At 47.0% G+C, this 334-nt stretch carries 1 protein-coding gene; it reads right to left on the reverse strand.

The window, feature by feature from the left end:
* On the reverse strand, positions 1-334 hold a 334-nt coding region (locus CXF79_RS17420; protein WP_198560094.1), incomplete at both ends, for an Ig-like domain-containing protein.

Below are 334 nucleotides of genomic sequence, written 5' to 3' on the forward strand. Positions count from 1 at the left end.
ACCCGTTCTTCAAACTGATAGACGCATTATCGGTGATAACAATGCTGTTCAGTGTGCCCGTAATAGTGGCGGTGCCAACGGTAGTTGCACTGGTATAAATCCCAGTATACGTACCGTCACTGTTATCCGTAACAGCACCTATGGTACCTAGGTCAGCCGTTAAGCTCACGACGTCCCCACCATTGTTGACATTATTACCATTACTGTCTTTCACTTGTACCGTGATGATCGAGGTACTGATACCATTTGCTTCTAACGAAGTAGGACTGGCCGTGATAAGTGTCTGCGCCGAATTTAGCCCCCCTTCCGTTAACGTGATAACCGCATTATTACC

The sequence above is a fragment of the Colwellia sp. Bg11-28 genome (assembly GCF_002836245.1).
GTDB lineage: Bacteria > Pseudomonadota > Gammaproteobacteria > Enterobacterales > Alteromonadaceae > Colwellia > Colwellia psychrerythraea_A.